General features: G+C 69.9%; 22 protein-coding genes and 1 pseudogene. 14 read left to right on the top strand and 9 right to left on the bottom strand.

Going from position 1 to position 25758, the window contains the following annotated elements:
* Positions 1-45: 45 nt before the first annotated feature.
* From ACIRF9_RS09705 to ACIRF9_RS09735, 7 genes are all read left to right on the top strand, one after another.
* Entirely contained in the window at positions 46-1227 is a 1182-nt protein-coding gene (locus ACIRF9_RS09705; RefSeq protein ID WP_403818674.1) for an ROK family protein, read from the top strand.
* A gap of 106 nt (positions 1228-1333) precedes the next feature.
* On the top strand, positions 1334-2851 hold the full coding sequence (locus ACIRF9_RS09710) for a sugar ABC transporter ATP-binding protein (protein ID WP_403818675.1): 1518 nt from the start codon (positions 1334-1336) through the stop codon (positions 2849-2851).
* Positions 2848-3867 carry an ABC transporter permease gene (locus ACIRF9_RS09715; RefSeq protein ID WP_403818677.1) on the top strand — a complete coding sequence of 340 codons (1020 nt, stop codon included), beginning with the start codon at positions 2848-2850 and terminating at the stop codon, positions 3865-3867. Before ACIRF9_RS09710 ends, ACIRF9_RS09715 begins: the two co-directional genes overlap by 4 nt.
* 17 nt (positions 3868-3884) lie before the next feature.
* Complete coding sequence (locus ACIRF9_RS09720; RefSeq protein WP_403818679.1) at positions 3885-4925, top strand: substrate-binding domain-containing protein; 1041 nt, start codon at positions 3885-3887, stop codon at positions 4923-4925.
* 82 nt (positions 4926-5007) lie between these two features.
* Positions 5008-6216 (top strand): Gfo/Idh/MocA family protein, encoded by a 1209-nt coding sequence (locus ACIRF9_RS09725; protein ID WP_403818681.1) that lies wholly within the window; start codon positions 5008-5010, stop codon positions 6214-6216.
* A 16-nt stretch (positions 6217-6232) separates the two neighbouring features.
* Complete coding sequence (locus ACIRF9_RS09730) at positions 6233-7231, top strand: sugar phosphate isomerase/epimerase family protein (protein WP_403818682.1); 999 nt, start codon at positions 6233-6235, stop codon at positions 7229-7231.
* Between the two features lie 29 nt (positions 7232-7260).
* Entirely contained in the window at positions 7261-8292 is a 1032-nt protein-coding gene (locus ACIRF9_RS09735) for a sugar phosphate isomerase/epimerase family protein (RefSeq protein ID WP_403818684.1), read from the top strand.
* An 18-nt stretch (positions 8293-8310) separates the two neighbouring features.
* On the opposite strand, the gene ACIRF9_RS09740 is transcribed toward ACIRF9_RS09735, so the two are convergent.
* Together ACIRF9_RS09740 and ACIRF9_RS09745 are read right to left on the bottom strand one after the other, a co-directional pair.
* Entirely contained in the window at positions 8311-9981 is a 1671-nt protein-coding gene (locus ACIRF9_RS09740) for an amidohydrolase (protein WP_403818685.1), read from the bottom strand.
* A gap of 48 nt (positions 9982-10029) precedes the next feature.
* Positions 10030-11508, bottom strand: coding sequence for an APC family permease (locus tag ACIRF9_RS09745; protein ID WP_403818687.1), 1479 nt, complete (start codon positions 11506-11508; stop codon positions 10030-10032).
* Positions 11509-11659: 151 nt separating this feature from the next.
* Between ACIRF9_RS09745 and ACIRF9_RS09750 the strand changes: the two genes are divergently transcribed.
* Positions 11660-12352, top strand: coding sequence for a TetR/AcrR family transcriptional regulator (locus tag ACIRF9_RS09750; protein WP_403818689.1), 693 nt, complete (start codon positions 11660-11662; stop codon positions 12350-12352).
* Positions 12353-12453: 101 nt separating this feature from the next.
* Positions 12454-13125, top strand: a complete 672-nt coding sequence (locus tag ACIRF9_RS09755) for a GntR family transcriptional regulator (RefSeq protein ID WP_403818690.1) — start codon at positions 12454-12456, stop codon at positions 13123-13125.
* A 46-nt stretch (positions 13126-13171) separates the two neighbouring features.
* Here ACIRF9_RS09755 and ACIRF9_RS09760 read toward each other — a convergent pair whose 3' ends face one another.
* The 4 genes from ACIRF9_RS09760 to ACIRF9_RS09775 all read right to left on the bottom strand — a co-directional run bounded on the left by ACIRF9_RS09760 (position 13172) and on the right by ACIRF9_RS09775 (position 16852).
* Positions 13172-13978: an amino acid ABC transporter ATP-binding protein gene (locus ACIRF9_RS09760; RefSeq protein ID WP_403818692.1), complete on the bottom strand. Its 807-nt coding sequence runs from the start codon at positions 13976-13978 to the stop codon at positions 13172-13174.
* A gap of 23 nt (positions 13979-14001) precedes the next feature.
* Positions 14002-14964: an amino acid ABC transporter permease gene (locus ACIRF9_RS09765; protein ID WP_403818693.1), complete on the bottom strand. Its 963-nt coding sequence runs from the start codon at positions 14962-14964 to the stop codon at positions 14002-14004.
* Positions 14964-15896, bottom strand: coding sequence for a transporter substrate-binding domain-containing protein (locus ACIRF9_RS09770; RefSeq protein WP_403818695.1), 933 nt, complete (start codon positions 15894-15896; stop codon positions 14964-14966). The genes ACIRF9_RS09765 and ACIRF9_RS09770 overlap by 1 nt, the downstream gene beginning before the upstream one ends.
* Before the next feature lie 287 nt (positions 15897-16183).
* Positions 16184-16852: a GntR family transcriptional regulator gene (locus tag ACIRF9_RS09775; RefSeq protein WP_403818697.1), complete on the bottom strand. Its 669-nt coding sequence runs from the start codon at positions 16850-16852 to the stop codon at positions 16184-16186.
* Between the two features lie 208 nt (positions 16853-17060).
* Here ACIRF9_RS09775 and ACIRF9_RS09780 point away from each other — a divergent pair, with 208 nt between their 5' ends.
* The 5 genes and pseudogenes from ACIRF9_RS09780 to ACIRF9_RS09800 form a co-directional block, all read left to right on the top strand.
* Positions 17061-18428: an MFS transporter gene (locus tag ACIRF9_RS09780; RefSeq protein ID WP_403818699.1), complete on the top strand. Its 1368-nt coding sequence runs from the start codon at positions 17061-17063 to the stop codon at positions 18426-18428.
* A gap of 66 nt (positions 18429-18494) precedes the next feature.
* A complete protein-coding gene (locus tag ACIRF9_RS09785; protein ID WP_403818700.1) occupies positions 18495-19877 on the top strand; it encodes an NAD(P)/FAD-dependent oxidoreductase in 1383 nt (460 codons plus the stop codon).
* A gap of 43 nt (positions 19878-19920) precedes the next feature.
* A complete protein-coding gene (dapA, locus tag ACIRF9_RS09790; RefSeq protein ID WP_403818702.1) occupies positions 19921-20820 on the top strand; it encodes a 4-hydroxy-tetrahydrodipicolinate synthase in 900 nt (299 codons plus the stop codon).
* A 122-nt stretch (positions 20821-20942) separates the two neighbouring features.
* Positions 20943-22454 carry an aminobutyraldehyde dehydrogenase gene (locus ACIRF9_RS09795; protein ID WP_403818703.1) on the top strand — a complete coding sequence of 504 codons (1512 nt, stop codon included), beginning with the start codon at positions 20943-20945 and terminating at the stop codon, positions 22452-22454.
* A gap of 147 nt (positions 22455-22601) precedes the next feature.
* Positions 22602-22724 (top strand): annotated as a pseudogene (locus tag ACIRF9_RS09800) (SDR family oxidoreductase); the annotation flags it as partial.
* Positions 22725-22784: 60 nt separating this feature from the next.
* Here the strand turns inward: ACIRF9_RS09800 and ACIRF9_RS09805 are convergent.
* The 3 genes from ACIRF9_RS09805 to ACIRF9_RS09815 all read right to left on the bottom strand — a co-directional run bounded on the left by ACIRF9_RS09805 (position 22785) and on the right by ACIRF9_RS09815 (position 25747).
* On the bottom strand, positions 22785-23132 hold the full coding sequence (locus tag ACIRF9_RS09805; protein WP_403818705.1) for a cytochrome C oxidase subunit I: 348 nt from the start codon (positions 23130-23132) through the stop codon (positions 22785-22787).
* A gap of 20 nt (positions 23133-23152) precedes the next feature.
* Positions 23153-24844, bottom strand: a complete 1692-nt coding sequence (ctaD, locus tag ACIRF9_RS09810) for a cytochrome c oxidase subunit I (protein WP_403818707.1) — start codon at positions 24842-24844, stop codon at positions 23153-23155.
* Between the two features lie 291 nt (positions 24845-25135).
* A complete protein-coding gene (locus tag ACIRF9_RS09815) occupies positions 25136-25747 on the bottom strand; it encodes a hemerythrin domain-containing protein (RefSeq protein ID WP_403818709.1) in 612 nt (203 codons plus the stop codon).
* Positions 25748-25758: the final 11 nt, after the last annotated feature.

Raw genomic sequence — 25758 nt, forward strand, 5'->3', positions numbered from 1 at the left:
GGACACTGGTGGCTGAAACCGGGCGGGGAGGAGCCTGTGAGACGTATGACGGCGCGACCCGCGAACGCTCATCAGGCTCGTCTGCTCAAGCTGTTGCGTGACGGCGGCCCCAATTCCCGTGCCCAGCTGGGGGATCAGGTCGACCTCTCGCGGTCCAGGCTGGCCGTGGAGGTGGACCGGCTCCTCGAGACGGGGCTGATCGTGGCCGACGGGCTCGCCGCCTCGCGCGGCGGCCGCCGCTCCCACAACATCCGGCTCAACCCCCAACTGCGCTTCCTCGGCGTCGACATCGGCGCGACCTCGGTCGACGTCGCCGTCACCAACGCCGAACTGGAGATCCTCGGACACCTCAACCAGCCCCTGGACGTGCGCGAGGGGCCCGTCGCGGTCTTCGAGCAAGTCCTGTCCATGGCCGCGAAGTTGAGGTCCTCGGGGCTCGCGGAGGGCTTCGACGGCGCCGGCCTCGGCGTCCCGGGACCGGTCCGCTTCCCCGAGGGCGTTCCGGTGGCCCCGCCGATCATGCCGGGCTGGGACGGCTTCCCGGTGCGGGAGGCGCTCAGCCAGGAACTCGGCTGCCCGGTCATGGTCGACAACGACGTGAACCTGATGGCGATGGGGGAGATGCACGCCGGCGTCGCACGCTCCGTCAGCGACTTCCTCTGCGTCAAGATCGGCACCGGCATCGGCTGCGGCATCGTCGCCGGCGGTGAGGTCCACCGCGGGGTGACGGGCAGCGCGGGCGACATCGGGCACATCCAGGCCGTGCCCGACGGCCGCCCGTGCGCCTGCGGCAACCGGGGCTGCCTCGAGGCGCATTTCAGCGGGGCGGCCCTCGCCCGCGACGCCGTCGCGGCGGCCGAGCAGGGACTGTCGGAGGAACTCGCCGCGCGGCTCGCGGCGAACGGCACGCTGACCGCCGTGGACGTCGCCGCCGCGGCCGCCGCCGGCGACCCGGCCTCCCTCGACCTGATCCGCGAGGGCGGCAACCGCGTCGGCCAGGTCATCGCCGGCCTGGTCAGCTTCTTCAACCCGGGCCTGGTGGTGATCGGCGGCGGGGTGACCGGCCTCGGCCACACCCTGCTCGCCGCGATCCGCACCCAGGTCTACCGCCAGTCACTGCCGCTGGCGACCGGCAACCTGCCCATCGTGCTGGGGGAGTTGGGCCCCACCGCCGGGGTGACCGGCGCGGCACGGCTCATCGCCGACCATCTGTTCTCGCCCGCATAAGCGCGACCACCACACCACTCGCCGGCACGACCCCGCTTCGCCGTGCCCGCGACGAGCCTGTCCAAAAAGCCGCTCCGAGGCCCGCACGCCTACCACGGGAGCCCCCATGGCACGAGAAGCACCCCTGCTCAGCATGTCCGCCATCACCAAGTCGTTCCCCGGAGTCCGGGCCCTCGACGGTGTCGACCTCGACGTCCGGGCGGGAGAAGTGCACTGCCTGCTCGGCCAGAACGGGGCCGGCAAATCCACCCTCATCAAGGTCCTGGCCGGCGCCCACCAGCCCGACACCGGCACCGTCCGCTGGCGCGGCGAGCCGGTCACCCTCCGCTCGCCCGTCGCCGCCATGCGCCTCGGCATCGCCACCATCTACCAGGAACTCGACCTGGCCGAGCACCTGTCCGTGGCCGAGAACGTGTACCTCGGCCATGAACCCACGGCCGCCGGGTTCGTCGTACGACGCAAAGCCGCACAGGCCGCAACAGGCGGGCTGCTGAAGCGACTTGGGCACCCCGAGATCGATCCCGCACAGCTCGTGGGCGAGTTGTCGGCGGCCCAGCGGCAGATCGTCTCCATGGCCCGGGCGCTCTCCCACGACGTACGGCTCATCGTGATGGACGAACCGTCCGCCGCCCTCGACCCGGACGAGGTCGACAACCTCTTCCGCATCGTCGGCGACCTCACCTCCGAGGGCGTCGCCGTCGTCTACATCTCCCACCGGCTGGAGGAGATCCGCCGCATCGGCGAGCGGGTCACCGTACTCAAGGACGGCAGGACGGTCGCCCGCGGACTGCCCGCGAGGACGACGCCGACGCGTGAGGTCGTCGAGCTGATGACCGGGCGCGACGTCGAACACGTCTTTCCCGACCGCACCACCTCGCCGGCCCGCGGCGCACCGGTCCTCGAAGTCCAAGGACTGTGCCGTACGGGCGAGTTCGCGCCCCTCGACCTCACTGTGCACGCCGGGGAGATCGTCGGTCTCGCCGGACTCGTCGGCTCCGGCCGCTCCGAGATCCTGGAGACGATCTACGGGGCACGGAAGCCGAGCGCGGGACGGGTCCTGGTCGAGGGCCGTCCGCTGCGCCCCGGCAGCGTCCGCTCGGCGATCCGTGCCGGACTCGGCCTCGCCCCCGAGGAACGCAAGGCGCAGGCACTGCTGCTGCTGGACTCCGTCACCCGCAACGTCTCCATCTCCTCCCTGTCCCGCTTCTCACGCGGAGGCTGGGTCGACCGGAGAGCCGAAACGGGGGCGGCGCGGGCCGCGACCCGTGAGCTGTCACTGCGCCCCGACAGCCCCTCCGCACCGATCCGCACCCTGTCCGGCGGCAACCAGCAGAAGGCCGTCCTGGCCCGCTGGCTGCTGCGCGGCTGCCGGGTGCTGCTGCTGGACGAACCGACCCGGGGTGTCGACGTCGGCGCCCGCGCCGAGCTGTACACGGTGATCCGGCGCCTCGCCGACGAGGGCCTGGCCGTGCTGCTGGTCTCCAGCGAGGTGCCGGAAGTCCTGGGTCTGTCCGACCGCGTGCTCGTCCTGCGCGAAGGACGCGTCGTCCACACGGCTCCCGGCTCCGAGCTCGACGAACACCGCGTACTCGATCTCGTCATGGAAGGAAGTCCGGCGTCATGACGCAGTCCTTCTCCCCGCCGCGAAGCGCCGGCGACAAGGTGCCCACCGCCGGCGGATCCTCCCCCTGGCGTTCCCTGGCGGCCCGCGCCGACCTCCGCATCCTCTCCCTGCTCGGCGTGCTCGCCGCACTGGTGCTCATCGGCGGCCTCACCAAGCCCGAGGAGTTCCTCGACACCCGCAACCTCCAACTGGTCCTCACCCAGGCCTCGGTGATCGGTGTCGTCACCGTCGGCATGACCTTCGTCATCACCTCCGGCGGCATCGACCTCTCGGTCGGCGCGATCGTCGCCCTCGCCTCCGTGTGGGCCACCACGGTCGCCACCCAGGAGTACGGCTTCGCGGGCATCCTCTTCACCGCGGTGATCGTCGGCGTCGGCTGCGGACTGGTCAACGGCCTGCTCATCGCCTACGGCGGGATGGTCCCGTTCATCGCCACGCTCGCCATGCTGGCCTCGGCGCGCGGCCTCGCCCTGCAGATCACCGGCGGCAGCACCCAGATCGTCACCGTCGACGGGATCCTGAGGCTCGGCGGCCGCGAGTCGTACGTCCTCGGCATCCCGCCGCTGGTGCTCGTCCTCGCCGTCGTCGTGGTCCTCGGCTGGCTGATCCTCAACCGCACCACGTTCGGCCGGCGCACGGTCGCCGTCGGCGGGAACGCGGAGGCCGCCCGGCTCGCCGGCATCGACGTCCGCCGCCAGCGCCTCTACCTCTATCTGCTGTCCGGACTGTGCTGCGGCATCGCCGCCTTCCTGCTGATCATCCTGTCCGGCTCCGGCCAGAACACCAACGGCAACCTCTACGAGCTCGACGCCATCGCCGCCGCGATCATCGGCGGCACCCTGCTCAGCGGGGGACGCGGCACCATCACCGGCTCCGTGCTCGGCGTCCTGATCTTCACCACGATCACCAACCTCTTCGCCCTGAACAACCTGCAGAGCGACGTCCAGCAGATCGCGAAGGGCGCGATCATCGTCGCCGCCGTGCTGGTCCAGCGCCGTACCGCGAGCACGACCTGAGGAAAGGGTTCACCGCCATGCCGCACATCACGAGCCGCAGAGGACTGCTCTTCGGGACCGCCGCCGTCTCGGCCGGTGCCCTCCTCGCGGGGTGCACGAGCAACGAGACCTCACAGGCGAGCGAGGGCTCCGGCACCCAGCCGGCCGCCGACGACAAGCCCGGCAAGCACGTCACCATCGGCTTCGCCGGTCCCCAGGCCGACCACGGCTGGCTCAACGCCATCAACGACAACGCCAAGAACCGCGCCGAGAAGTACTCCGACGTCACGCTGGAGATCACCGAGGGCTCGAACGACGTCGCCGCGCAGATCGGGCAGATCGAGACCCTCATCAACAAGAAGGTCGACGTGCTGGTGGTGCTGCCCGCCGACGGCAAGGCCCTCACCCAGGTCGGACTGAAGGCCATGCGGGCGGGCATCCCCGTCGTGAATCTCGACCGGATCTTCAACACCGCGCAGGCGTACCGGTGCTGGATCGGCGGCGACAACTACGGCATGGGCCTCAACGCCGGTCACTACCTCGGCGAGAAGCTCAAGGGGAAGGCGAACGCCAAGGTCGTCGAACTGGCCGGGCTCGACAACCTGGAGCTGACCAGGCAGCGCACCCAGGGCTTCGACGACGCCCTGAAGAACTACCCCAACATCAAGAAGGTGGCCCGTCAGGCCGCCGAGTTCACCGTCGAGTCCGGGCAGGCCAAGATGGCCCAACTCCTGCAGGCACAGCCCCGGTTCGACGCGTTGTGGAACCACGACGACGATCAGGGCGTGGGCGCGCTGCGCGCCATCGACCAGGCCGGGCGCGACGACTTCGTCATGGTCGGCGGGGCCGGTGCCCTCTCCGCCTTCCAGGCCATCAAGCAGGACGACGGCGTCCTCAAGGCGACCGTCCTGTACCCGCCGACGATGGCCGCGTCCGCGATCGACCTGGCGCGCGCCCTCGGGCAGAGCAAGGGCGTCAGCGGTCTCGCCGAACACGAGATCCCGGCCTCGCTGACGCTCTACTCGGCCGTCGTCGACAAGGACAACGTCGACCAGTACATGCCCACCGGCTTCCGCTGACCGCTTCGGCGGGAAAGGCCCCGCCCCGCACCCCCCACGGCGCCACCACGACGAGGACGACGAGGACGAGGAGGACATCCGTATGTCACAGCCCCAGCAGCCGGACGGACCGCGGGCCGGGAAGCCGCCCCTGCGCGTCGGCATGGTGGGCTACGCCTTCATGGGCGCCGCCCACTCCCAGGGCTGGCGCACCGTGGGCCGTGTCTTCGACCTGCCGTACCGCCCGGTCCTGGCCGCGCTCTGCGGTCGCGACGCGACGGCCGTGCGCGCCGCTGCCGACCGGCACGGCTGGGCGTCCGTCGAGACCGACTGGCGTGCCCTGACCGAGCGGGACGACATCGACCTCGTCGACATCTGTACCCCCGGTGACAGCCATGCCGAGATCGCCCTCGCCGCGCTCGCGGCCGACAAGCACGTGCTGTGCGAGAAACCCCTCGCCAACAGCGTGGAGGAGGCCGAGCGCATGGCCGGCGCGGCCGAAGAGGCCCAGTCCCGCGGCCGGTTGGCGATGGTCGGCTTCAACTACCGCCGGGTGCCTGCCGCGGCCCTCGCCCGGAGCATGGTCGCCGAGGGCAGGCTCGGCACCCTGCGGCACGTCCGGGTGACCTACCTTCAGGACTGGCTCGTCGACCCGGCGTTCCCGCTCACCTGGCGGCTGCGCAGGGAACACGCCGGCTCGGGGGCGCTGGGCGACCTGGGCGCGCACATCGTCGACCTCGCGCAGCACCTGGCGGGGGAGCGGCTGGCGGGGGTGTCCGCCCTGACGGAGACCTTCGTACGCGAACGCCCCCTGTCCGTCGGCGCCACCAGCGGCCTGTCCGGCGTGTCGTCCGCCGGCACCGGCCAGGTCACCGTCGACGACGCGGCGCTCTTCACCGGCCGCTTCACCTCCGGCGCCCTCGCCACCTTCGAGGCGACCCGCTACGCCACCGGCCGCAAGAACGCCCTGCGCATCGAACTCAACGGGGAGCACGGCTCACTCGCCTTCGACCTGGAGCGGCTCAACGAGCTGGCGTACCACGACGGCAGGGAACCGAGCAGCCGGGCCGGCTTCCGCCGCATCCTCGTCACCGAACCCGACCACCCCTACCTGGACGCCTGGTGGCCACCGGGCCACGGCCTCGGCTACGAGCACACCTTCGTCCACCAGGCCCGCGACCTCGTGCACGCCATCGCGCGGGGCCGCCGGCCCGACCCCTCCTTCGCCGACGGACTGCAGGTGCAGCGCGTGCTGGCGGCGGTGGAGGAAAGCGCCGCCAAGAACTCCGTCTACACCCCGATCGCCGACTGAGGAGGGTTTCCGAGAGATGCCGCGTCCGTTCACACTCTTCACCGGCCAGTGGGCCGACCTGCCCTTGGAGGAGGTCTGCCGGCTCGCGCGCGACTTCGGCTACGACGGTCTCGAACTCGCCTGCTGGGGCGACCACTTCGAGGTCGACAAGGCGCTGACGGATCCGTCCTACGTCGACTCGCGTCACCAACTGCTCGACAAGTACGGCCTCACATGCTGGGCCGTCTCCAACCACCTGGTCGGCCAAGCCGTCTGCGACGCCATCATCGACGAACGCCATCGGGCGATCCTGCCCGCCCGAATCTGGGGCGACGGCGACGCGGAGGGCGTACGGCGCAGGGCCGCCGCCGAGATCGCCGACACCGCCCGCGCCGCGGCCGCCTTCGGCGTCGACACCGTCGTCGGCTTCACCGGTTCCGCGATCTGGCACCTGGTCGCCATGTTCCCGCCCGTCCCCGAGTCGATGATCGAGCGCGGCTACGAGGACTTCGCCGCACGCTGGAACCCGATCCTCGACGTGTTCGACGCGGAGGGCGTGCGGTTCGCGCACGAGGTGCACCCCAGCGAGATCGCGTACGACTACTGGACGACCCACCGGGCCCTCGCGGCCGTGGACCACCGTCCGGCCTTCGGCCTCAACTTCGACCCCTCGCACTTCGTCTGGCAGGACCTCGACCCGGTCGGCTTCCTGTGGGACTTCCGCGACCGGATCTACCACGTCGACTGCAAGGAGGCCCGCAAGCGCCTCGACGGCCGCAACGGCCGTCTGGGCTCGCACCTGCCCTGGGGCGACCCCCGCCGCGGCTGGGACTTCGTCTCCGCCGGCCACGGCGACGTCCCGTGGGAGGACGTCTTCCGCATGCTGCGCTCCATCGACTACCGAGGCCCCGTCTCCGTCGAGTGGGAGGACGCCGGCATGGACCGGCTCCAGGGTGCGCCCGAGGCCCTGACCCGTCTGAAGGCCTTCGACTTCGAGCCTCCCTCGGCCTCCTTCGACGCGGCCTTCGCCCACTGACCTCTTGGACCGACCCAAGGAGTTCCCGCATGAGCCGCACCTTCGAGCCCGACCCCGAACCGACCCGTCGCCTCACCAGACGAGGCATGCTCGGCGTCGCCGCGGGCGCCACCGCCGCCGCACTGCTGGGTGCCGCGGCGACCCCGGCGAGCGCCGCGCCCGCCACGTCGGCCGGCCGTGGCCGTCCCGTCCTGCCCCCCGGCCGCCTCGGCATCCAGCTCTACAGCCTGCGCGACAAGGTCTCCACGCTCGGCTTCGGTCCCGTCTTCGCCGAACTGGAGAAGTACGGGTACGACGAGGTCGAGTTCGCCGGCTACACCCAGGGCTCCGCGGGCCCGATCACCCTCGCCCAGCTCAAGCGGCTGGCCAGGAACCACGGCCTGACCCCGATCGGCAGTCACGTCGGCCACTACTCCAGCGACCCGAACGCCTACACCTTCGCCCAGAACCTCGGCAAGGTCCTCGACGACGCCCAGGCCCTCGGCCTGAAGCACATCGGCACCGCCTCCGGACCCTTCCGCTACGGCTCCACCGTGGACGCCGTCAAGCGGGCCGCCGAGGAGTTCAACACCTACGGCGCGGCGGCCAAAGCCCGCGGCATGAAGTTCTACCAGCACAACCACTCCGAGGAGTTCTCCTTCGCCACCGACGACCCCAGGGTCCGCCTCTACGACGTGCTGCTCGCCGAGACCGACCCCGATCTGGTGTTCCTGGAGATGGACATCTTCTGGGCCCACGTCGGCCGGTTCCGCTTCTCCACGCGTCCCGACGGCACACCCGCTCCCTTCGAGCCCCTCGACTACGTCCTCGAGCGCCCCCACCGCTACCCGCTCTTCCATGTGAAGGACGGCGTGAGCGATCCGTCCGACCCGTTCGGCTACCGCATGGTCGACGTCGGCGACGGCGACATCGACTACGAACGGTTCATCTCGACCGTGACCCGGCTGCGCGGCGAGCGCCTCGCCCACCACTGGCAGACCGAGTTGGACAGTCCGACGGACTCCTTCACCTTCGCCCGCCGCTCCAGCGCCTACCTGCACTCACTGCGCGAGAGGTGCTGAACCCCCCTTCCGAGAGGCTCAGGCGTCGGGCGCCGCGTGCACGCGTTCCCCGTCCACGAAGGTCTGCAGGACCCGCGTGGCGGCGATTTCCCCGGGCGGACCCGTGAACGGGTCGCGGTCGAGGACGACCAGGTCGGCGGCCTTGCCGACGGTGATACTGCCGGTGAGGGCGTCGAGGTGGTTCACATGGGCGCTGCCCGCCGTGTACGCCGCGAGGGCGGTGCCGAGGTCGAGGCGCTGTCCGGGCAGGAACTCGGGGGTGCCCTCGGGTGCGTCGGGGGAGACACGGTTGACGGCGACATGGACGGCCTGGAGCGGGTCGGGGGTGCTGACCGGCCAGTCGCTGCCCGCGGCGAGCGTCGCTCCGGCACGCAGCAGGTCGCCGAACGGGTACTGGCGGGCGCCGCGTTCGGCGCCCAGGAAGGGGAGGGTGAGTTCGTCCATCTGCGGTTCGTGGGCGGCCCACAGCATCTGCAGGTTGGCGGTGGCGCCCAGCGCCCTGAAGCGTCGTACGTCGTCGGGGTGGACGACCTGGAGGTGCGCCAGCTGGTGGCGGGTGTCGCGGTGGCCGTTGGCGGTGCGGGCGGCCTCGACGGCGTCGAGCGCCTCGCGCACCGCGCGGTCGCCGAGGGCGTGGAAGTGGACCTGGAAGCCGAGCGCGTCGAGTTCGGTGACGTACTTCTTCAGCTCGGCGGGTTCGACGAAGCTGATGCCGCTGGTGACCGAGGCGCAGCAGCCGCAGCCGGTGAGATACGGGTCGAGCATGGCCGCGGTGTGGTTCTCCGCGATGCCGTCCTGCATGATCTTCACCGCGCCGGCGCGGAACCGGCCCCCGCTCAGTTCCTCGCGTCGCGCGACGAGTTCGGGGATCTGCTCGGCGCCGCGCTCGCGGTCCCACCACAGCGCGCCGACCACGCGCGCGGTGAGGAGCCCCCGGTCCCGGGCCGTCCGGTAGGAGGGTGCCGGGTCGGTCATGTTGGCGTAGGCGCCGACGATGGCGTCCTGCCAGGCGGTGACACCGTGGGAGTGCAGCACCGCCTGGGCGCGCAGCAGGGCGGCCAGTTGTTCCTCGGCGGTGGGGTCGGGCACCAGCCGACCCACCAGGTGGACGGCGCCCTCCTGGAGCATGCCGGTCGGGTTGCCCTCGGCGTCGCGTTCGATGCGGCCGTCGGCGGGATCGGGGGTCCGGGCGTCGATGCCGGCCCGCTCCAGTGCGCGGGTGTTGACCCAGGCGCCGTGGTGGTCGCGGTTGGGCAGGAAGACGGGACGGTCGGGGACGATCGCGTCGAGGGCGGCGGCGGTGGGGGCGCCGCCGGGGAAGGCCTCCAGGGACCAGCCGCCGCCGGTGATCCATTCGGCGTCCGGGTGCTCGTCGGCGTACCGCCGGATCCGCCGCAGGTACTCGGCGGGGTCGACGGTGTCGGCCAGGTGGCACAGGCCGAGTTCCAGGCCCGCGCCCTGCGGGTGGACATGGGCGTCCTGGAAGCCGGGCAGCAGCAGCTTTCCGGCGAGGTCGACGACCTCGGTGCCCGGTCCGATCAGGGCGTGCACCTCGGCGTGGCCGACGGCCGTGATCCGCCCGCCGTGCACCGCCACGGCGGTGGCGCGGCTGCGGGCGGGATCGACGGTGTGGACGGGCCCGCCGGTGAGGACGAGGTCGGCGGGGCCCGTGACCTGGGACTGCGGCATGAGGATGGACTCCTGGGAAGGGGGAACGCGACGGGACGGGCGCGGCGGTCAGACGGCCGTGTGGTCCATGGGGAGGGGGATGGCCTCGGCGTCGGTGCCGCGACCGGTGGCGAAGTACGGCGAACGGCGGACGTACTTGGCGACCGCGGCCATGCCGAGGCCGGCGAGGACGATGACGGCGGGCAGGGAGAACATGAACCACCCGTTGTCGGGGCTGAGTTCGAAGTGGTCGCTCATGGTCAGGTATGAGTATCCGAGATAGCCGCCGAGGCCCAGCAGCACCATGCTCGACACGGCGGGCACGCCCACGGCGAGCACCGCGGTGCGCAGCCCTTCGCGCCCAGCGGACCGGAAACGGACGGCACAGGCGAGCGCGGTGAGACCGTAGTAGAGGGCGACGAGCAGACCGATGGCGTTGACGGCGGCCAGCAGCATGTCGCTGAGCCGGGGGATGGCGACGGCCAGCAGGGCGATCACGGTGGCGATGGCCAGCACGACGGCCGTTCCGGCCGCCGGGGTGCCGAACCGCGGGTGCACCCGGGTCCACACCGGCCCCATGGTGCGGTCCCGGCCCATCGCGAGCAGCCCGCGCGCCGTGGGGATGAGCGTGGACTGCACGGAGGCCGCGGCCGAGAACATCAGGGCGACCACCGGCAGGGTGGCCCACGGTTCGGCGGCCAGCTTCCGACCGAGGTACGGCAGGGCCTGCGGGCCGTTCTCGATGAGTTCGCTCAGGCTCATCTCCCGCTGGAAGGCGACCGAGGCGAAGAGGAACAGACCGAGCATCGCGAACAGCGCGATCAGTCCGCCGCGGGCCGCGTCGTCCGGCTTCCTGGTCTCCTCGGTGACGCTGAAGGCCGCGTCCCAGCCCCAGAAGAAGAACACCGCGAGGACCATGCCCTGGGCGAAGGTGGTGCCGTCGGTGATCTCGAAGGGGTTGAACCAGGAGAAGGAGAAGGACTGGTCGCCGGTGACCAGGGCCCAGCCGCAGAACCCGAGCAGCACCGCGTACTCGAAGACCAGCAGCGCGAACTGGAAGCGGGTGGTGGCGCGCGTGCCGGTGACGGCGAGGGCGGTCAGCCCGAGCAGGAGCACCAGCCCCACGGCCGTACTGACGCCGGTGGACGCCGGATCGAGGGCGATGCCCGCCAGAGAGTGCAGGCCGGCCTTGTTGGCGAAGATCAGGACGACCGAGCCCATGACCGCGCTGGTGTAGGCGCAGAAGATCACCGAGCCGACGATCGTGACCCATCCGGTCAGGAAGCCGGGCCAGGGGCCGAGGGTCTTGCCGACCCAGGTGTAGCCGTTGCCGCAGTTGGGTTCGGAGCGGTTGAGGCGGGCGTAGGCGGTGGCGATGCCGAGCACGGGCAGGAAGGCGAGGATCAACAGTGCCGGGGCCTGCAGACCCACGATGGTGGCGATCGTGCCCATGCCGATGGCGATGCTGGTGGTGGCGGCGGTGCTGGAGGCGGCGATGGCGACGCCGTCGACGACACCGAGGGAGCGGCGCAGTTGCGTGGATGACATGGAGGGCTCCTCGTGGGAAGGGGACGAGGGAAGAGCCGCGCGGGACTGTGATGGAACACCGGGCGTCAGCGTTGCGTCAATCCTGTTGACATAAGGGTGGGGTTCCCCTTCACTGCCGGTACGCGGTCCCGACCGACAGGAGCCCGGAGCCATGACCACGCGTGTCCCGCAGGAGCGCCGACGCCGCCGTCCGACCCGCTCGGGAGTCCTGCTGTCGGAGGACCTGATCGTGGAGACCGCCCTGCGGCTGATCGGCGAGCACGGCCCGGAGGCACTCAGTGTGCGCCGGCTCGGCACCGCCCTGGGCTGCGACCCCAGCGCCCTCTACCGCTACTTCCACGGCACCGACGACCTGGTGCTCGCGATCGCCGACCGCATCATCGGCGACGCCATGGCGGGCTTCGTCCCCGGGGACGACTGGGTGGCCGCACTGCGCGACATGGCCCTGCGGGTGCGCGCCGGATACCTCGCCCATCCCCGCGCGGCCGCCTTCGCCTCGTACCGGGTGACCCGCCGCCCGAACGAGATCCGCGCCGTGGAGACCGGGATCGGCCTCCTGCTCTCCGCGGGCTTCGGACCGGCCGACGCGACCCGCCTGTATCTGACGTTCATCGACACCGTGCTCAGCCACGCGGCCATGGACGCCGCGTGCCTGGCGCTCCCGCGACCGCAGCGCGAGGCTGACCACCGGGCGTGGAACGAGGTCTACCAGGGGCTGGACCCCGCGTCGTATCCCGCGCTCACCGCCGTGCGCGGGGAACTGCACGCCCTGGGCGACAGTTCCTTCGAGGAGGCGGTCGACCTGCTCCTGGAAGCGTTGGCGGCCCGCGCCGCGAGAAGCTAGCTTTTCGCAGGTCGACGCGTGACGTGCCATCAGACGAGCATCTGATATATCAAGGTCTGCGGTAAGGTACGGGAGCTCGCTCGACAGGTCAAGGGGGCCTCATGCAGCAGGTGGCGACAGAGCAGGCCGCAGGCGAGGAACTGTCCCTCGCCGAGCGGGCCTACCGGGCCATCCGCGACCGGCTCGTCATGCTGGAGATCCGCCCGGGCACGCCGATCAACGAGGACCAGCTGGGGCAGTCCCTCGGGGTCGGCCGGACGCCGGTGCGCGAGGCGCTCAAGCGGCTCCAGTACGAGCGCCTCATCGCGACGTACCCCCGACGCGGCACCTTCGCCACCGATGTCAACATCACCGACCTGGCCCACATCTCCGAGGTGCGCCAGGAACTGGAACCCCTGGCCGCCGCGCAGGCCGCACGGCGTGCCACGGCCGCGGACCGGGCCACGCTGACGGCCCTGCTGCGGGAGCTCGAGAGCGCGGATCCCCGGCGACCCGCCGACGCCGCCGGGCTCATGCACCTCGACCTTCAGGTGCACCGCGCCATCTACGCCGCCACGCACAATCCCTACCTGGAGGACACCCTCGTCCGCCACGACAACCTGGCCACCCGTATCTGGTGCCTGTTCGTCGACCGGCTGTCCGACATGGCCGGCCATGTCGAAGAACACGGCCCGCTGATCGAGGCGATCGTCGCCGGGGACCCCGACAAGGCGGCACGGCTCGCCCGCAGCCATGTCGAGGGTTTCGAACGGGCCGTTCGCGACGCCATCTGAAAGGGCGCTGTGAGGCCTCGACCGCTCCCCTCCCTGAAGGGAGCAGTCAAAGGATGCTGTCGATGAAGGTGCGCGTGGACTCGTGGACGGGTGCGTCGATGACCTGGGACGGCGGGCCCTTCTCGACGAGCCGGCCCTCCGACATGAAGACCACTTCGTCGGCGACGCCGCGGGCGAAGCCGATCTCGTGGGTGACCACCATCATCGTCATCCCGCTGGTCGCCAGCCGCTTCATGACGTTCAGCACCTCACCGACCAGTTCGGGGTCCAGGGCCGAGGTCGGCTCGTCGAAGAGCATGACGCTCGGCTTCATGACCAGGGCCCGCGCGATCGCCACGCGCTGCTGCTGGCCGCCGGACAGCGTGCCGGGGTAGACGTCGGCCTTGTGGGCCATGCCCACCTCCTCCAGCGCCTGCATCGCGTCCGCCACGGCCTCGGCCTTGTTCACGCCCTTGACGCGGCGCGGCGCTTCGATGAGGTTCTCCAGCACCGTCATGTGCGGGAAGAGGTTGTAGGCCTGGAAGACCATGCCGGTCCTGGTGCGCTGCTTCGCGATGGCCGAGGGCGGCAGTTCGTGCAGCTTGTCGCCCTTGACGCGGTAACCGATCACCTCGCCGTCCACGACGACGGTGCCCCTGGACGGGCGCTCGAGGTGATTGACGCACCGCAGCATGGTGCTCTTGCCGGAGCCGGACCGACCGAGGATGACGACCACCTGACCGCGGTGCACCTCCAGGTCGACGCCCTTGAGGACCTCGACCGGTCCGAAGTTCTTGTGCAGGTCGATGATCCGGACGATGGGATCGTTCACCGGGGTGTCAGTGTTGCCGGGCGCGGACATGGGTGCGCTCATCGGATCTCTCACCGGTCCTTTCGTCACGCCGGATTCGGGTTGTCGTTTGCCTGGGGCCGCCGCGCGAGCCGGGACCGGAGTTTCGCGACTCCGCCGGGCCGGTGCGCGCCGACGTGGACGCCACGCCCGTAGTGACGCTCGATGTGGCTCTGGGCGTAGGAGAGCACCGTGGTGCACACCAGGTACCAGATCGAGATCACGACGAGCAGCGGGATCGTGCGGAAGTTCTGCGAGTAGATCAGTTGCGCCGAGTACAGCAGGTCGGCGAGCGCGATGATGCTCACGAGCGAGGAGTGCTTCAGCATGCCGATGACCTGGTTGCCGGTGGGCGGGACGATCACCCGCAGGGCCTGGGGCAGGACGACCCTGCTGAAGGTCTGCCACCGGTTCATTCCGAGCGCGACGGCCGCCTCGCTCTGGTGCTTGGGCACCGAGAGAAGGCCGCCGCGCACGATCTCCGCCATGTAGGCCGATTCGTTGAGGGTCAGACCGATGATGGCGACGGCCCACAGGTTCAGCACCCCGTTGGTGGCCGCGCCGGCGATCTCAGGACCGCCGAACGGCACGCTGAGCGACAAGCGCGGGTAGAGCGCCGACAGGTTGAACCAGAAGATCAGCTGGACGAGGAGCGGCGTCCCCCGGAAGAACCACAGGTAGGCGCCCGAGAGGGACGAGAGCACCCGGTTCTCCGACATCCGACACGCGGCCAGAACGATGCCGAGGGTGATGCCCAGCGTCATGGACACCCCGGTGAGGACCAGTGTCGTGCGCAGGCCCGCCATGATCTCGGGGTGGAACAGGTAGTCCCCGACGACCGGCCACTCGAAGTTGTCGTTGGTCATCACGGAGTAGCCCAGATTCGCCGCGACGAGGAGAACGGCCAGGGCGGCCAGGCGCCGGCCCTGGTGCCGCATCGGCACGAGTTCGGAGGGCGGGACGGCCGACGGGTCCACGCGGGTGGAGGCGGTGACGGTGGCTGCTTTCATCAGTTGCCCCCCGTGGACGGAAGGATCTCGGCCTTCGCGATGAGCCCCTGGCCGGCGTTGAACTTGTCGAGGATCTTCTGCAGTTCGCCGTTCTCGATCAGGTGGTCGGTGGCCGCCGCGATCGCCTTGGCGAACTGCGCGGTGTCGCTGTTGCGCCCCAGCACGAAGCCGGTCTTGTACTTGGGGGCCCAGGGCAGCTCGATCAGCTTGAACTGGTTCTTGGCCTGGCTCATCACATAGGCCACCTGGCTCGCGCTGCTCACGGCAGCGTCGACGCGGCCTCCGCGCAGGGCGAGGTTCACGTTGGCCTGTGAATCGAAGGTCTTGACGGTGATCGGGTCCTTGCCCGCGGTCCTGCACTTGCCCGCGAGCTTCTCGGCCAGTGCCGCCTCGGCGGAGCCGAGCGACGCGGCCAGCGTGTGACCACAGAGGTCCGTTTCCGCGGCGGCGCTGGTGATCTTGCTGCCGACCGGCACCATCAGGGCGTCGCTCGAGGCGTGGTTGGTGACGAAGGTGACGGTCGCCGTGCGCTCGTCCGTCGCGTAGATCTCCCCGGTCGCGCCGTCGTAGCGGCCCGCCTGCAGACCGGTGATGATGCCGTTGAACGGGGCGATCTTGATGTTGACCTTCAGACCCAGGACCGCGGCGATCCGACGCACGTTCTCGATGTCCCAGCCCGTGGGAGTCGCGCCGTTGGCCGGCTCGATCACCGCGGGTGGGTAGGTGGCGGCGGCGATCGTCAACGTGCCTTTCTCGGCTATCGACTTGGGAACCATGGCGGCGATCGAGTCGACCTTCTTCGACCCGCTGTCCGACGCGGTGGTGGACGATCCGGCGGCGGACGACCCGCACGCGGCCGTCGACCCGATCAGGGCAATGGATCCGACGATCGCCCCGAAGCGGACCGGAAGTGAATCGCGAAGACGCTCCATGACTCTCCCTGTGGCTGGTATGTCTGAGCGGATTAATCACGACATAGGCCCGGTTTCGGATGTCTCAGGCCTTGGTGATGGCAGGTAACTTCGCACCTTCATCGAGGTCTGACAAGATGTGATCACAGATCTTTTTCGCGCCGCCGTCTGTGGCACCCCCTCTGACCTGGGGAAAGCTTTGGGTAACGAATTCGACGAGCACGAAAACTGCTCCCGAGTGAGATCGCGTCACTCAGGAGCAGCGGGGAAGGGGGCGCGACGGGGGAGTGGCTCACCCCCGAGGGCGGCTACCGCGAAACCAGCTGTGCCTTGATCCGGTCGGTGGCGTTGGCCAGGGACTCGGTGTTGATGGCGGCCGCCGCCTCGGCGTCTTGCGCCTGGGCGGCCTTGAGCAGGAGCTCCTGGTAGCGCCAGAGCGTGTCGTCGCCGGGTGTGTCGAGGGACGCCCGGGCGCCGACGATCTTGTAGGCGCGGCAGTGCTGCCACAGGGTGCGGACGGTGTTCACCAGCACGGGGTTGCCCGCCGCCTCGTAGAGGATGGTCAGCAGGGCCTCGTCGTGATCGAGGTACGGGACGACGGCGCCCTCGGCGATCGCGCCCCGCATCAGCTCGAACTCCTCGCGCATCCGGGCGACGTCCGCCTCACCGATCCGTGCGGCACCGCGGCGCGCGGCCTCGACCTCCAGGATCTGCCGCGTGTCGTAGATGTGCAGCAGCTCGGCGAGGTGCTGGCCCTTCACGACCGAGCCCTTGTGCGGAACGCGCTCGGCGAAGCCGGCCTCCTCGAGGCGTCGGATGGCCTCGCGTACCGGCATTACGCTGGTTCCGACCTCCTCGGCGAGATCGCGGATGCGCAAGCGGTAGCCGGCCGGATACTCGCCGCTCGTGATCGCCTCGTGCAGCACCGCGTACACCCGGTCGGTCAGGGAAGGCGACGGCTCGACACGTTTGGACATACGCACGACTGAATCATAAACAGCCTGGTCGGTGACAGGGATTCGACGAACGCTTGTGTGATCTGTGATCACATCCTATGGTGGCGGGCAGTCCGGGTGAGAGCAGGAGCTCCCTCGGGCATCGCCTGAACCCTTCCCCCGCCCGGTCGACACCCGCACCGGACCCACCCCCTGACGGGTGGGTCCGGTGCCGCTCCCGGAGGCTGTGATGACCGCAACCGCAGGAAACAGACTGGATGACGCGCCCCTGTCGCGCTTCCACAAGAAACTGGCGCTGTACTCATCGGGCGGCCCGTTTCTCGACGGCTACGTGCTCAGCGTCATCGGCGTCGCCATGGTCCAGATCACGCCCCAGCTGGACCTGTCCGACTCCGCCCAGGGCCTCATCGGCGCGTCCGCGCTCATCGGGATCTTCCTCGGTGCGTTCGCAGGCGGCTACCTGACCGACAGGTTCGGCCGGCAGGTCCTCTACACCATCGACCTGATCGCCATCATCGTCTGCTCCGTCGCGCAGTTCTGGGCCGCCGACCCGGTGTGGCTGTTCGTCCTGCGTCTGCTGATCGGCATGGCCGTCGGCGCCGACTACCCCATCGCCACCTCGCTGCTGGCCGAGTTCACCCCCCGCCGCTACCGCGGGCCGCTGCTGGGCGGCCTGGTCGTCATGTGGTTCGTGGGCGCCGCGGCGGCGTACATCGTCGGCGAGGTGCTGCTGAGGACCGGTGACGACGGCTGGCGGTGGATGCTCGCCAGCGCCGCACTGCCCGCCACGGTCATCGTGCTGCTGCGGCTGGGCACGCCCGAGTCGCCGCGCTGGCTGGCGAACAAGGGCCGCGTCGAAGAAGCCGAAGCCGTCCTCAAGCAGGTCTACGGCCCCGACACGACGATCGCCGACCTGCCGGACGAGGCGGAAGAACGCGAGAACGTCGACCTCAAGGCGATCATGCGCTCCGGCTACGGCGGACGGATGCTCTACATCACCGTCTTCTGGACCTGTTCCATCATCCCGCTCTTCGCCATCTACGCCTTCGGCCCGAAGATCCTGGACGCGCTCCAGCTCGAGGGCGGCCTCGCCAACGTCGGCGAAGCCATGATCACCGTGATGTTCCTCATCGGCTGTGTGGTCGCCCTGCTCTTCGTGAACCGCGTGGGCCGGCGCCCCCTGGTCATCCACAGCTTCGTCTGGTCGGGCCTGGCCCTGCTGCTGCTCGGCATCTTCCCCGACGCCCCGTCGGGCGTGATCATGACTCTCTTCGCCCTGTACGCGGTCATCATCGGCGGCACCCAGATCCTGCAGTGGGTCTACCCGAACGAGCTGTTCCCCACCGAGGTGCGCGGCTCCGCCGTCGGCCTCGCCTCCTCCGCCAGCCGGATCGGCGCCGCCGTCGGCACCTACCTGGTCCCCATGGCCCTGACCGGCTGGGGCGTCGGCGGCACCATGCTCGCGGCCGCCGCCATCAACGCCGTCGGCGCCGTCGTCTCCGTCCTGTGGGCACCGGAGACACGCGGCATGGCCCTGCACGAGGCCGCCGCACTGACACCCCGGACCCAATCCGTCGGCAACACCGCGCCCGTCTGACCGGCCGGCCGGGCCCCCAAGAGCCGGACCCCACCCGTATTTCTGCATTTCTGCCGGAGGGCACTGATGAAAGACGTAGTGATCGTTGGCGGCGGCATCGCCGGACTGGCCGCCGGCTGGCGCCTGCGGCACTGGGACACGCTCCTGCTCGAGTCCGAGGGACGGGTCGGCGGACGCATCCGCTCGGAGCGCCGCGGACCGTACTGGCTCAACTGGGGCGGGCACGTCTACGCCGGCGGGAACTCGGCCACGTCGTGGCTGCTGAACAGCACCGGCGTCGACTCGGTACCGGTGCCCGGCTCGCTGGCCGGACTGTCGATGAACGGCAAACTGCTGCTCAAGGGCCGGGTGGAGACCTACCCGTTCCGCATCCCGATGCCGATGTCGGCGCGGGTCGGCATGGTCAAGGCGGGTGCCAAGGTCGCCCTGTCGGTGGCCCGCTACGCCCGCATCGTGCAGCGGCGCCGGGGCGAGACCGAGGCCCAACGCCAGCAGCGCGTCTACGACTTCATGAACGACCGGTCCTTCAAGGACTTCATCGGCGACCTGCCCGAGGACGCCGAAGCCCTGTTCAAACCCACCGTGACCCGCTCCGCCGCCGACATCGACCAACTCGCGGCCGGCGCGGGCGTCGGCTACTTCAGCCTCGTCTGGAACATCGGCGCCGGGCTCTCCGAGAGCATCCTCGGCGGCCCGTCCACCCTCACCGAGAGCATCGCCGCGGCTCTGGCGGACCGGGTGCGGCTCAACGCCACCGTCGACGAGGTCGTCCAGAAGGACGGCTCCGTCGTGGTCCGTTACCGGCAGGACGGCGTCGAGAAGGAGGTCGAGGCCCGCTGCGTCGTCCTGGCCACTCCCGCGACCGTCACCCACCGGGTCGCCGTCGACCTCGACCGCGACGTCCGCGACGCCCTCTCGAAGATCGTCTACGGCCCCTATGTGAGCGCGGCGTTCCTCACCAACGAGACGGAGCGCCAGGTCTGGGACGACGCCTACGGCATCGCGACGCCCAAGCGGTCCTTCAACGTCGCGCTGAACATGTCGAACGTCGTGCACGGCTACGAGGCGGAACGCCGGCCCGGCAGCAGCCTCATGACCTTCTCGCCGGGCAGCCTGGCACGCGAACTGCTGGAGCACGACGACGACACGATCCGCCGGATCTACCTCGACGACCTGGACCAGGTCCTGCCCGGCTTCGCCGAGAAGGTCGTCGAAGCCGAGATCCAGCGCTGGCCCACCGGCGCGCCCTACTGCTTCCCCGGCCGCGGAAAGCTGCAGCAGACGCTGACCCGCCGCACCGGACGCGTGCTCCTGGCCGGTGACTACCTCGGCACCCTCTACACCGAGACCGCGATCCAGACCGGACTGTCGGCCGCGCAGGAGGCCCAGAGCCTGCTGGCCACCGACCGCCACTCCACGCGGCCCGAGTTGGCCCCGGTGGCCCCGTAAGCCGGCCTCCCCACCCACAGCTTCAACTGAGGAGACTCAAGAAATGTCGTCACAGCTGAGCGGTGTGCTCACCGCACTCGCCTCACCGTTCGCGTCGGACGGGCAGATCGACGAGAAGACACTGCGCCGCCTGGTCGACCGCAGTATCGACGGCGGGGTCGACGGTGTCGTCGCCTGCGGATCCACGGGCGAGTTCGCGGCGATGAGCGCGGGGGAACGGCGCCAGGTGGTCGAGACCGTCGTCGACCAGGCCGCCGGACGGGTCCCGGTCATCGCGCAGACCGGTGCGGTGAGCACCAGGGAAGCGGTCGAGCTGTCCCGCCACGCACAGGCCGCCGGAGCGTCGGTCCTGATGGTGGTCACCCCGTACTACGAGCCGCTCACGCTCGACGAGACGCTGCACTACCTGCGCACGGTCGCCGACGCCGTGGACATCCCGATCATGCTCTACAACCTGCCCGGAGCCACGGGCGTCAATCTCGCGCCGGACACCGTCGGACAGCTCGCCCGCGAGGTCGAGAACATCCAGTACATCAAGGACACCAGCGCCGACATGGCTCAGGCCGGGCAGCTGATCCACCGCTACGGCGACGTCATCTCCACCTTCATCGGCTGGGACAGCCTCCTGCTGCAGGCGATCACCGAGGGCGCCGCCGGCGTCATGGCCGGAACGGCGAACGTGATGCCGGCCGAACTCGTCTCGATCCACCGAGCGCTGCGCGACGGCGACCTCGCCCGCGCGCAGGCCGAATGGGCGCGGATCTACCCCCTGATGGACGCGATCATGTCCGCTCCGTTCATCCCGGCGGTCAAGGCGGCCCTGAACGCGGCCGGATTCCCCGTCGGAGCGCCCCGTGAGCCGCTGCTCGGCCTCGACGCCGCCACGATCGCCAGGATCTCCTCCCTGGTCGAGGCACTCCCGCGGCTGACCACGTCCCGGTGACGTCCGGCCGGCAGCCGTGAGGTTCGGCGCCGCGAGCGCGGAGGGGGGTACGACCCGACGTCCTCCACACCGGCAAGGCCACCCGGCTCTCTCACACGACCACACTCAAGGAGTCACTGATCATGACCACCGCCGCTGACCTCACGACTGCCACGGTTCGACGCGCGGCAGACGCTCAGCCGCTGATCACCGAGTCCGACCTTCCTCCGGCCCGCCATTTCGTCGACGGGAAGTTCGTCGAGGGATCGACCGACCGCGTCATCGACGTGGTCGACCCGAGTACGGAGGACATCATCGCCCGGATTCCCGAGGGCACGGCCGAGGACATCGACCGAGCGGTCGCCGCCGCGGTCGCGGCCGAGGACCAGTGGGCGCGGCGGGTCCCCAAGGACCGCTCGGAAGTGCTGCACGCCATCGCCGACCGACTGGCCGAGCACACCGACCTGCTCGTCAGGCTGGAGTCGGCCAACACCGGCAAGCCGCTCGCGGTGTCCCGGGACGACGTCGGCATGACCATCGACACCTTCCGTTTCATGGCCGGCGCGGTGCGCGCGACCACCTCCCTGGCCGCCGGTGACTACGCCGAGAACCACCTCTCGGTCATCCTGCGCGAACCGCTCGGCGTGATCGGTGTGATCACCCCGTGGAACTATCCCCTGCTCATGGCGGCCTGGAAGATCGCGCCCATTCTCGCCGCGGGCAACACCCTGGTCCTCAAGCCGTCCGAGCAGACCCCGCTGACCACCCTGAAGTTCGCCGAACTCGTCGCCGATCTCCTCCCGCCCGGCGTCCTGAACGTCGTCAACGGATACGGCCCGGGTGCCGGCGCCCGGCTCGCCGAGCACCCGGACGTGAACATGATCGCCCTGACCGGTTCGGTCAACAGCGGTCACGCCGTCGCCCGGGCCGCCGCCGACACCCTCAAGCGCGTCCACCTCGAACTGGGCGGCAAGGCCCCGGTCGTGATCTTCGAGGACGCCGACCTCACGGCCGCCGCGTCGTCGCTGCGCGCCGCCGGGTTCTGGAACTCGGGCCAGGAATGCGGGGCCGCCTGCCGCGTGCTCGTCCACGAGTCGGTTGCCGAGCAGTTCGTCGAGCAGCTCGTCGGCGAGGTCGAGTCCCTGGTCGTCGGCGAGCCGACCTCCGGTGAGGACGTCGAGGTCGGCCCCATGGTCTCGAAGGCCCACTTCGACCGTGTCACGGGCTACTTGGAGCGCGCGAAGAAGGAAGGCGTGCGCGTGGCCACCGGAGGCGGGGCCCTCGACGGCCCCGGCTACTTCGTCGCCCCGACCGTACTGGTCGACGTCCCTGAAGGAGCCGAAGTCGCCCGCGAGGAGATCTTCGGCCCGGTGATCTCGGTCGAGACCTTCGCCGACGAGGAGGAAGCCGTACGGCGCGCCAACGACGTCCCCCTCGGCCTGTCGGCATCGGTGTGGACCGAGAACGCCCGCCGCACCCACGACATCGCCGCCCGCCTCGACTTCGGCACCGTCTGGGTCAACTCCCACCTCGTGCTGGCCGGTGAGGTCCCCTGGGGCGGCTTCAAGGGATCCGGCTACGGCCGCGACCTGTCCCTCTACGCGCTGGACGACTACTCGCGCACCAAGCACGTCATGCACAACCACGGACGCTGATCCCGCACCCAGTGCCCGGCGCCGGTCAGCGCACCCTTCCCCGCGGCTTCAGCGGCGTGGGCGGCAGTTCCGGCGCGGGCAGCGGATCACCGTCGTATCCCCGCAGGTGCGGCCGACGAAGTTCCACCCCATATGCGCAGAAGCCGGCTCGCCTTCCTTGGAAGCGCGGGCGCCTCGTACGTCACGGGCGCCTCCTGGGCGGTGGACGGAGGGATGCTGCGCATGGGACCGCAGACCGGCAGCCATCTCCCCGACGATCGCTTCCCGCGTTGCGCTGTACGTCGCGGGCGACCCGGCCGTTGTGCATCCGCCTCGCGGTGCCTCGCCACGTCAGCGGGTCAATGACACCGCTGCCACGAAGATGAGGCCCGCGCAGACGGCCAGAGCCCACCCCGTACAGCGCAGACGCAGCGTGCGGTACCGCCGCTCGTACTCGCCCCGAAGGGAGACGCAACGAGCGGCGATCCTTTCGAGGTCCTGCCGGGCACGCTGAAGGCTGTCGGCGACGTAGTGGCGTTCGATCTCGTCGCGTTGGGCGGTCGTCAGCCACTCCATGGGCCGGACGAACGCACGCGCGCGCTCCTCCGCCACCGCGACCGTCGCCTGCCACAGGAGATACCCCTCCACTTCGTTCCCGAGACCGGCTTCCGTGCCCCCCTGCCTCGACAGATCGCTCATCTGTCCTCCCCGGTCGGTCATCAGTGGACCCTGTGGGCCTCGGCCTCGGCCATGGCGATGTCGGGGTGGTGCAGGTCGAACGCCGGGGACTCCGAGCGGATCCTCGGCAGCGACGTGAAGTTGTGCCGCGGCGGCGGGCAGGAGGTCGCCCACTCCAGGGAGCGGCCGTAGCCCCACGGGTCGTCGACGCCGACCGGTTTGCCGTACCGGCCCGTCTTCCACACGTTGTACATGAACGGCAGCATCGACAGACCGAGGACGAACGAGCTGATCGTCGAGATCGAGTTGAGGGCGGTGAAGCCGTCCTGCGCCAGGTAGTCGGCGTAACGACGCGGCATGCCCTCGGCACCCAGCCAGTGCTGGACCAGGAAGGTGCCGTGGAAGCCGATGAACAGCGTCCAGAAGGTGATCTTGCCGAGACGCTCGTCGAGCAGCTTGCCGGTGAACTTGGGCCACCAGAAGTGGAAGCCGGCGAACATCGCGAAGACGACGGTGCCGAAGACGACGTAGTGGAAGTGCGCCACCACGAAGTACGAGTCGGACACGTGGAAGTCCATCGGCGGCGAGGCCAGGATGACGCCGGTCAGACCGCCGAAGAGGAACGTGACGAGGAAGCCCGTCGCCCAGAGCATCGGTGTCTCGAAGGACACCGAGCCCTTCCACATCGTTCCGATCCAGTTGAAGAACTTCACGCCGGTCGGTACGGCGATGAGGAACGTCATGAAGGAGAAGAACGGGAGCAGGACGCCACCGGTGACGTACATGTGGTGCGCCCACACGGTCACGGAGAGGCCGGCGATGGCGATCGTCGCGGCGATCAGGCCCATGTAGCCGAAGATGGGTTTGCGGGAGAAGACCGGGATGATCTCGGTGACGATGCCGAAGAACGGCAGGGCGATGATGTACACCTCCGGGTGTCCGAAGAACCAGAAGAGGTGCTGCCACAGCAGTGGGCCGCCATTGGCCGGGTCGTAGATGTGGGCGCCGAACTTGCGGTCCGCCTCCAGGGCGAACAGTGCGGCCGCCAGGACCGGGAAGGCCAGCAGGACCAGGACACCGGTGAGAAGGACGTTCCAGGTGAAGATCGGCATGCGGAACATGGTCATGCCGGGCGCGCGCATGCAGATGATCGTGGTGATGAAGTTGACCGCGCCGAGGATGGTGCCGAAGCCGGAGAAGGCCAGACCCATGATCCACATGTCGGCGCCGACGCCCGGCGTTCGGATGGCGTCCGACAGCGGGGTGTAGGCGAACCAGCCGAAGTCGGCCGCGCCCTGCGGCGTGAGGAAGCCGCCGACAGCGATCGATGAGCCGAACAGGTACAGCCAGTAGGCGAACATGTTCAGCCGCGGGAAGGCGACGTCCGGCGCACCGATCTGCAACGGCATGATCCAGTTCGTGAAGCCGGCGAACAGCGGCGTCGCGAACATCAGCAGCATGACCGTGCCGTGCATCGTGAACGCCTGGTTGTACTGCTCGGGCGAGATCAGCTGCAGGCCCGGGCGGGCCAGCTCGGCGCGCATGAGCAGCGCCATCACACCGCCGATCAGGAAGAACACGAAGGACGTGGTCAGGTACAGCGTGCCGATCGTCTTGTGGTCGGTGGTCGTCAGCCACTTCACCACGACGTTGCCGGGCTGCCTGCCCCGTACCGGCACCTCACTGTCGTAGAGGACAGCGCTCGGCTGGTCCGGGCCATTGAGAATAGTCACTGGTGTGTTTCTCCCGATGCTCACGGTTCACCCGCGCCATGGCGTGAGTCACGGTCATCCTGGCGTGTCAGGGCGGGGAGGGCAGCGCTGAGCGGACCACATACGGCTGATCGGGCGATGGCCACCCCCAAGTGGAGCAATCGCCGGATACGGCCGGGGTACGGCAGCAAGGGTGAAGGTCGCCGTGGCCGTCGGCCGGCCGGCAGGCGCGCCCCTTCCTTGTGTCGTTTCCCCCCAAGCGCATGAAGGGGCCGCCGGGAGTCCCGGCAGCCCGCTCCGGTTCGACGTGGTTCAGCCGTTGTCGCCCTCTGCGCGGTGAACCTCCTCCGCCAGCTCTTCCTTCTTCATCGAGGACCGTCCCTCGATGCCGAGGTCACGCGCCTTCTCGTACAGCTCTGCCCGGGTCTCTCCGCCGTGCTCCTGCTGCCCACTGGTGCCGCCACCGGTGCTTCCGGCCTTGAGATGCTCGCCCGCCAGGGCCTGAGACCGGCGCTGCGCGAACGCCATGCCCATTTCCTGCAGCCTGTCAGGGTCCAGCGCCTCACTCAACGCGGGCAGGATGTCGTTCTCCTCCTCCTCGACATGGTGGACGACGGCGCTCGTCCACCGCTCCAGGGCGCGGTCGAACTCCTTGCTCTCCCAGTCCATTTCGAGAAGGTGCTTCCCGAGGTTCTCGGCCTCGTGGTGCTCCTCGGCGGCGTGCTCGGCCTCCTTCTTCTGGCCGGCCTCGCGGGCCAGGGCGGGGTACACCTGCTCCTCCTCCGCCTCGCTGTGGGCCTCCAGCATGGCCACCGCCAGGGGAAGGGCCAGGGGACGGGAGCTTCTGTCCTCCGTCATCATGTCGAACAGGCGCCGCAGCTCGCGGTGGTCGGTGGTGAGCATGGTGATGATGTCGTCAGCCATGTCGGGCCCTC

The sequence above is a fragment of the Streptomyces sp. NPDC096132 genome, assembly GCF_044763345.1.
Lineage (GTDB): Bacteria > Actinomycetota > Actinomycetes > Streptomycetales > Streptomycetaceae > Streptomyces.

Bases quoted from the DNA above. Each gene is read 5' to 3' on its own strand.
- ACIRF9_RS09705 (WP_403818674.1), top strand. From the start codon at position 46: ATGACGGCGCGACCCGCGAACGCTCATCAGGCTCGTCTGCTCAAGCTG.
- ACIRF9_RS09710 (WP_403818675.1), top strand. From the start codon at position 1,334: ATGGCACGAGAAGCACCCCTGCTCAGCATGTCCGCCATCACCAAGTCG.
- ACIRF9_RS09715 (WP_403818677.1), top strand. From the start codon at position 2,848: ATGACGCAGTCCTTCTCCCCGCCGCGAAGCGCCGGCGACAAGGTGCCC.
- ACIRF9_RS09720 (WP_403818679.1), top strand. From the start codon at position 3,885: ATGCCGCACATCACGAGCCGCAGAGGACTGCTCTTCGGGACCGCCGCC.
- ACIRF9_RS09725 (WP_403818681.1), top strand. From the start codon at position 5,008: ATGTCACAGCCCCAGCAGCCGGACGGACCGCGGGCCGGGAAGCCGCCC.
- ACIRF9_RS09730 (WP_403818682.1), top strand. From the start codon at position 6,233: ATGCCGCGTCCGTTCACACTCTTCACCGGCCAGTGGGCCGACCTGCCC.
- ACIRF9_RS09735 (WP_403818684.1), top strand. From the start codon at position 7,261: ATGAGCCGCACCTTCGAGCCCGACCCCGAACCGACCCGTCGCCTCACC.
- ACIRF9_RS09740 (WP_403818685.1), bottom strand. From the start codon at position 9,981: ATGCCGCAGTCCCAGGTCACGGGCCCCGCCGACCTCGTCCTCACCGGC.
- ACIRF9_RS09745 (WP_403818687.1), bottom strand. From the start codon at position 11,508: ATGTCATCCACGCAACTGCGCCGCTCCCTCGGTGTCGTCGACGGCGTC.
- ACIRF9_RS09750 (WP_403818689.1), top strand. From the start codon at position 11,660: ATGACCACGCGTGTCCCGCAGGAGCGCCGACGCCGCCGTCCGACCCGC.
- ACIRF9_RS09755 (WP_403818690.1), top strand. From the start codon at position 12,454: ATGCAGCAGGTGGCGACAGAGCAGGCCGCAGGCGAGGAACTGTCCCTC.
- ACIRF9_RS09760 (WP_403818692.1), bottom strand. From the start codon at position 13,978: ATGAGCGCACCCATGTCCGCGCCCGGCAACACTGACACCCCGGTGAAC.
- ACIRF9_RS09765 (WP_403818693.1), bottom strand. From the start codon at position 14,964: ATGAAAGCAGCCACCGTCACCGCCTCCACCCGCGTGGACCCGTCGGCC.
- ACIRF9_RS09770 (WP_403818695.1), bottom strand. From the start codon at position 15,896: ATGGAGCGTCTTCGCGATTCACTTCCGGTCCGCTTCGGGGCGATCGTC.
- ACIRF9_RS09775 (WP_403818697.1), bottom strand. From the start codon at position 16,852: ATGTCCAAACGTGTCGAGCCGTCGCCTTCCCTGACCGACCGGGTGTAC.
- ACIRF9_RS09780 (WP_403818699.1), top strand. From the start codon at position 17,061: ATGACCGCAACCGCAGGAAACAGACTGGATGACGCGCCCCTGTCGCGC.
- ACIRF9_RS09785 (WP_403818700.1), top strand. From the start codon at position 18,495: ATGAAAGACGTAGTGATCGTTGGCGGCGGCATCGCCGGACTGGCCGCC.
- dapA (WP_403818702.1), top strand. From the start codon at position 19,921: ATGTCGTCACAGCTGAGCGGTGTGCTCACCGCACTCGCCTCACCGTTC.
- ACIRF9_RS09795 (WP_403818703.1), top strand. From the start codon at position 20,943: ATGACCACCGCCGCTGACCTCACGACTGCCACGGTTCGACGCGCGGCA.
- ACIRF9_RS09805 (WP_403818705.1), bottom strand. From the start codon at position 23,132: ATGAGCGATCTGTCGAGGCAGGGGGGCACGGAAGCCGGTCTCGGGAAC.
- ACIRF9_RS09815 (WP_403818709.1), bottom strand. From the start codon at position 25,747: ATGGCTGACGACATCATCACCATGCTCACCACCGACCACCGCGAGCTG.